The following is a 5492-nucleotide window of genomic DNA, read 5'->3' as shown; positions in this document are numbered from 1 at the left end:
CTGGGAAATTATCAGCATAAGCTCCAAATGCATCTTGCATTTGTTTAATTACATTGTTGTCATAATAAAATAAGATAGTTCCAGCTCCAGCTTTGAACATATTGATTTTTTCAATAGCTACTTTGCCTTCATAAGCATTGTATATTTCGTCTCAAATTTGTTCGTGCTTTTCATCAAAAGCAACAATTACACGAGTGCTTTTACTATTAAAAGCATCTGGAATTAATTCTGTTACTTCTTTAATTTTTTGAACAATTGTTTCTTTAGATACTTCTAAATTTTTGTTGATATTGTAATATGATCTTCTTTTTGATAAAGATTTAATAATGTCCATGTTATTTCCTTAAAATTAATATTTTCATATTAATTAAATTATAAATTAAAAGGAATAATTAGTCTTTTAAAAAGGTTCAAAAATAATCAAATAAAGACTTATTCTAGTTCTTGATACATTTTTTTAATTTTGTTGTTGATGTGATTAAGACCGCTTTTTGTGATTTGGATATTATAATCAGATTCCATTAAGTTAGCAATTTCAACTAAAGATAGTTCTGGATTATTAATTCGTACTTCACAATATGTTAAAAACGAGTAGTTTTGTTTTTGATATAGTGGGTGTTTTGCTTTGATTTTAGTTATCATTTGTTTAGCTAAAACACCAGCTTTAGAAGACTTATCAATATTTTGTACATCTAAGTTATTTAAACGTTGAATCTGATTACTAAAATCTTTAGCAATTCTTATTTCTTCAAACATAAAAAAAGAATTACTAGCTTTAATTGCTTTTAGAAAATCAGAGATCATTTCTGATCTTTTAAAATAAATAATTTCTTTACTGTGTCTGTGAATTGATTTATATTCTAAACCAAACCTAGCTAAAGCTTTTTTTAATAAATAAGCATAGTTAACACTATCACATCTTAACTCTAAATGATAGTTTTCTTGTGGATGGGCAATTGATCCTCCTGATAACATTGCCCCTATTAAGAAATTAGAACAATACTTTTCTTGTTGAAAGTTTTGTTCATTAACTTGATCATAGATTTTAATTAAGTGTTCTAGTTTATCTAAACCATTATAAATTTCTAAAATATAGTTATTTTTATTAGTAGCTAATTTATCAGGTTCAATAATAAATTCATATTCTATATTAATATTATTAAAAGCGCTAAGTGCACTAATAATAAAATCAATAATGTATCCATTTTGAGATTTAATAATCCATTTGGTTGGATTACCAAGTGAGATTGTTAAATTATTTTTTAAAAAAGAGTACAAAATAACCTTATAGTCACTAATTGAATAATGATCATTAGTGTATAAGTCTTCTTTTACAAACTCACTAAATGTTAGTTGGTTATTTTGTTGGCTCTCAACTATTTCTTGTAATAAATTCTTTTGCATGAAGTGCTGCTATTGTTCCATCATTAACTGCTGTTGATATTTGACGAATGTTTTTGTTAACAATATCACCAGCTGCATATATACCTACAATTTGAGTAGACATATGTTCATCAGTATTAATAAAACCTGTTTTAGGATCATAAACTAAGTTGTTTGGTAATTTGATTCCACTTGGTAAAAGACCAATAAAAGTAAAATTACCTTTAACATAGATCTTTTCTTTAACTTTAGTTTCTTTGTCTTCGTACTCTAAACCCTCTAAACTATCATTACCAAAGAATGATAGAGTTTGTTTGTTCATTAAAGGAATAATGTTTGGAGTTTTTTGCATTAGTTGAATTGAATATTCTTCAGCAACAAAATGTGGTTTATTTGAAATTAAATAAACTTTATTACAAATTCCAGCTAAATAGATAGCTTCTTCAACAGCTGAGTTTCCAGCTCCGATTACAGATACATCTTGATCTTTAAATAAAACCCCATCACAGATAGCACAATAACTAATCCCTTTTTGTTCGAACTCAATTTCATTAGGAATATTAAGTTTTTTGTTTTTTGTTCCTGTGGCAATAATTACTGTTTTGGCTATTAGAGTTTGGTTTTTTAAAACAACTTCTTTGTAATTGTTATTAATCTTGATTTCAATTGCTTCATCAAAAATAAAAGTAGCATTTAGTTTAACCAATTGATCATACATATTATAAGCAAGCTGATAACCATCAATTTGCTCAAAACCAGGATAGTTTTCAACTGTAGCTGTTGTAGCTACTTTACCCCCTGGGTATTGTTTTTCAATAACAGCAACATCTAAATTAGCTCTTTTAGCATAAATACCAGCTGTTAAACCAGCTGGTCCTGCTCCTATGATTACAATATCATAAACTTTATTTTGATCCATATCACTTAAATCCTAACGGTGGCAGTAAAATAAGAATTCATTAGGTTGACGAATATCAGTTAGTTTTTTTCGTCAACTCTTAGGAAGCATAAATGCAAAAATTGAATCAAGAATAAATCGGTTTCTAAATCTAGGGACAACAAATTGAATGAAGATTATTCCTAATAAACCAAAGACTAATAATAATGAGTTAATAACATAAGTTCCAGCAAATGTAAATTGACTAGCTCTTGCACTTTCAGTTACAAACCGAATAATTCCATAGAACATAAAATAAGAAGAAGCAACAACACCAATTCTGATTTGTTTAATCAATGGTACAACTAAATAAATGAATAAGAAAACAATAATGTTAAAGAATGATTCATATAAGAATAATGGTTGATAAATTAAATAAGGGGTGTTTGGGTCAATAATTGAACCTGGTTGAAGTAGATCAGTTAAATAGTGTTTCATCCCTTCAAAAACTGCAGGCATTGCATTCTTTAATCAATTAAGTGATTCAGGAGTTGCTTCAGCACCAAAGATTTCACCGTTAATAAAGTTTCCTCATCTACCTAAAGCTTGACCAATTAAGATTGTTGGAATAATTGCATCCGCATAAACTCACATACTTACTTGACGGATCACTTTATTTCCATCTACATCAACATCAGCTACATGATAAGCTGGTTTTTTAAGAATTAGTGGGAAGAAAATAGCAGCAGCTATTACACCACCAATTACCCCGCCTTGAATCGCTAATCCACCAGATCTAAAATCAAAGAAATTTTGAGCATCTCCAATTGCTAATGACCATAGCCGTGCACATAAAATTGTTACTGGTACACATAAAAATAAATAATAAAAAGCTGGTTCTCAACTAACTTTGTAATAGAACTTAAGTCTTAAACAATAAGCTAAAACTGCAATCCCAAAACCACACATGAAGATGATTCCATATCAGTAAACAGGGAAGTTACCACCAATATTAAAGGCTTCACGATGGGCATGAACAAAGTTATTTAAACTACCTTGGGCTCCAACGGTTGTAATAAAATCCATCCTATTTTCCTTTCCTTGATAATTGTTCAATAAATGCTTGTGCTGAATTATAACCCGACATCTTTAATTTATAATCAGTTACTGCTGTTTCAATAATATCAGCAATGCTTCGTCCTTCAATAACCGGAATCTTATAGTGAACAACATAAGCACCAGCAAACTGTTTATAATTTAAATCTTTTCCAAATCGTTCAAAAATAATTTTTTCTTCTTTTTGTGGTTTAATCAACTCAATTATGATCTCGATTCTTGTTGAATCAATCATTCTTTCAATTCCAAAAGAACGAGAGAAGTTAATAATACCAAGACCTCTTACTTCAATAAAATCTTTTGTTGATTCTTCTGCACTTCCATATATATTACCACCAATTCTAGTAACATTGATTGCATCATCACCAACAAAGATGTGTCCTTTCTTAACAAGTTCAATTGCAAGTTCGGACTTACCAACTCCACTCTCTCCAACTAACATTACTCCAATTCCAAAGATATCAACCAAAGTCCCATGGTGCATTGTTTGATTAGAAAGTTTTTGAGAAATATAAGAGTTAATAGTAAAGTTAAGTTCAAAGAAACTATAATCAACTTTAACAACAGGAATATTAAATTCCTTAGCAACTTTAAGCATAATATTAGTATGTTTAAAGTTTTTACCAAATAAGATCATTGGTGGATTAAGTTCAAAAATTGTTCGTAATTTCTTAGAAATAATTGAGTTTGAAAAATTGTTAAGGTAGTTTGATTCTTTAGAACCAAAATAAACAATTGATCAAATTTCTTTAAATAAAACTTCACCAGCTAATTCAAAACCAACCCGAATGATTCCTGTTGATGGAATTTCTCGATCAGTATAGTCTTCATTAACAACAATTTTTAAATCAAATTTCTTAACAACTTGACTTACAAACAATTTGTTTTTTGTTTCCATTTATAACCTTACTGTTACTTACAACTTTTTTCTATTATTATAAAGCAAGCTTATATATTTTATAAAAATATCAAATAGATATTTGATTAATTAAAGAATTTCATCATCGATGAAATCATCACTTTTCTTAAACTGATCAATGATAATTTTATTATTAGCATTAACAGTCATAAAGAAATCTTCTTGAACTCGATATTTTCTAGAGTTACTATTTTTGTTTCTTAAGAAGTCTAAAATAGCATTAATTTTAGCTTCACTAACTCGTTTGATTTCAAAATGATTAAGCATTCTAAAAATAAGATGATACTGGATCGCATCACTTTGTAGATGGAAATAACTATAATCAAATTTAGCTTTTAAGAAATCAATTCAAGCAATTTGTACATTCTCATCTAATCATTTGTTTGCTTTGTTATATTTTTTAATTTGTTTATAAAAGTCTTCAAATTGTTGTGAACTTCAAGTAGCTATTGTTTTACGAACTGTATTTCGTTCATAAATATCCATTTCATTTGTTTCATCAATTACAAAAGGGATATTATTTGTTTGACAATGTCTTAATAAGGTTGATTTACGATAGTTAATAACTGGTCTTTTAATGATTAGTTGATTGATAACGGTTGTATCTCTAATTCCATAATATAAAGCTTTAGAGCTTCTTGCTTTTTGCATATAAGCTGTTTCAACTCAATCATCTAAATTATGTGCAACATATAAAGTTTTTAAATTATATTTAATAGCTATTTCTTTAAAGAAGTCATATCTAATTGCTCGTGCTTGTGCTTGAAAATTTTTGATTTGATCATACTTTTCATAAACTGATTGATCTACATTTAAAATTTCTAAAGCAATGTTGTGTTTATGACAAAATGCTTTAACTACTTCGCTATCTTTAAAACTATCAGCTCGTTTGTTATAGTTGATATGACAAACGACTTTAATGTGTTTTTTATATAAATCAAGCATTGCCATTGAATCTGGACCACCAGAGACAGCAGCTACAACTTTCTTAGAACTAAATAAATTAGTTATATTTGTTCATCAATTTTTCAAAGCTTTCTCCTTTAGTAAACTCAACACATGCAAAAGCAACATTAATTAATAATGGTTTAATAGTTACTAGTTCATCAATTTTAAAATTAGATAAAACATATTGATCAAGTGGAATTTGGGTGTTTCTTCCTATTCCAATACGAACTCTTTTAATGTCTTGTGTAC

At 28.1% G+C, this 5492-nt stretch carries 6 protein-coding genes and 1 pseudogene; all 7 read right to left on the bottom strand.

Annotated features, from left to right (window positions below):
* Window positions 1-334: nitroreductase (locus UDIV_RS01110; protein WP_038102098.1), on the bottom strand; the 334-nt coding region annotated here is incomplete at its 3' end.
* A gap of 98 nt (window positions 335-432) precedes the next feature.
* Window positions 433-1404: a DNA-binding protein WhiA gene (gene whiA, locus UDIV_RS01105; RefSeq protein WP_038102095.1), complete on the bottom strand. Its 972-nt coding sequence runs from the start codon at window positions 1402-1404 to the stop codon at window positions 433-435.
* Window positions 1358-2302: an NAD(P)/FAD-dependent oxidoreductase gene (locus UDIV_RS01100; protein ID WP_038102092.1), complete on the bottom strand. Its 945-nt coding sequence runs from the start codon at window positions 2300-2302 to the stop codon at window positions 1358-1360. The genes whiA and UDIV_RS01100 overlap by 47 nt, the downstream gene beginning before the upstream one ends.
* A 12-nt stretch (window positions 2303-2314) precedes the next feature.
* On the bottom strand, window positions 2315-3346 hold the full coding sequence (lgt, locus tag UDIV_RS01095; RefSeq protein WP_038102090.1) for a prolipoprotein diacylglyceryl transferase: 1032 nt from the start codon (window positions 3344-3346) through the stop codon (window positions 2315-2317).
* A 1-nt stretch (window position 3347) separates the two neighbouring features.
* Window positions 3348-4274 carry an HPr(Ser) kinase/phosphatase gene (hprK, locus tag UDIV_RS01090; RefSeq protein ID WP_038102088.1) on the bottom strand — a complete coding sequence of 309 codons (927 nt, stop codon included), beginning with the start codon at window positions 4272-4274 and terminating at the stop codon, window positions 3348-3350.
* A 90-nt stretch (window positions 4275-4364) separates the two neighbouring features.
* Window positions 4365-5327, bottom strand: coding sequence for a tRNA lysidine(34) synthetase TilS (tilS, locus tag UDIV_RS01085; RefSeq protein WP_156021858.1), 963 nt, complete (start codon window positions 5325-5327; stop codon window positions 4365-4367).
* Window positions 5299-5492 (bottom strand): annotated as a pseudogene (locus UDIV_RS01080) (aminoacyl-tRNA hydrolase); the annotation flags it as partial. The gene tilS and the pseudogene UDIV_RS01080, both read right to left, overlap by 29 nt.

It is taken from the genome of Ureaplasma diversum NCTC 246 (genome assembly GCF_000731915.1).
Classification (GTDB): Bacteria; Bacillota_I; Bacilli_A; order Mycoplasmatales; family Mycoplasmoidaceae; genus Ureaplasma; species Ureaplasma diversum.
Note: the sequence above shows the minus strand (reverse complement) of the source record. Positions and strands in the feature narration are given on the sequence as shown.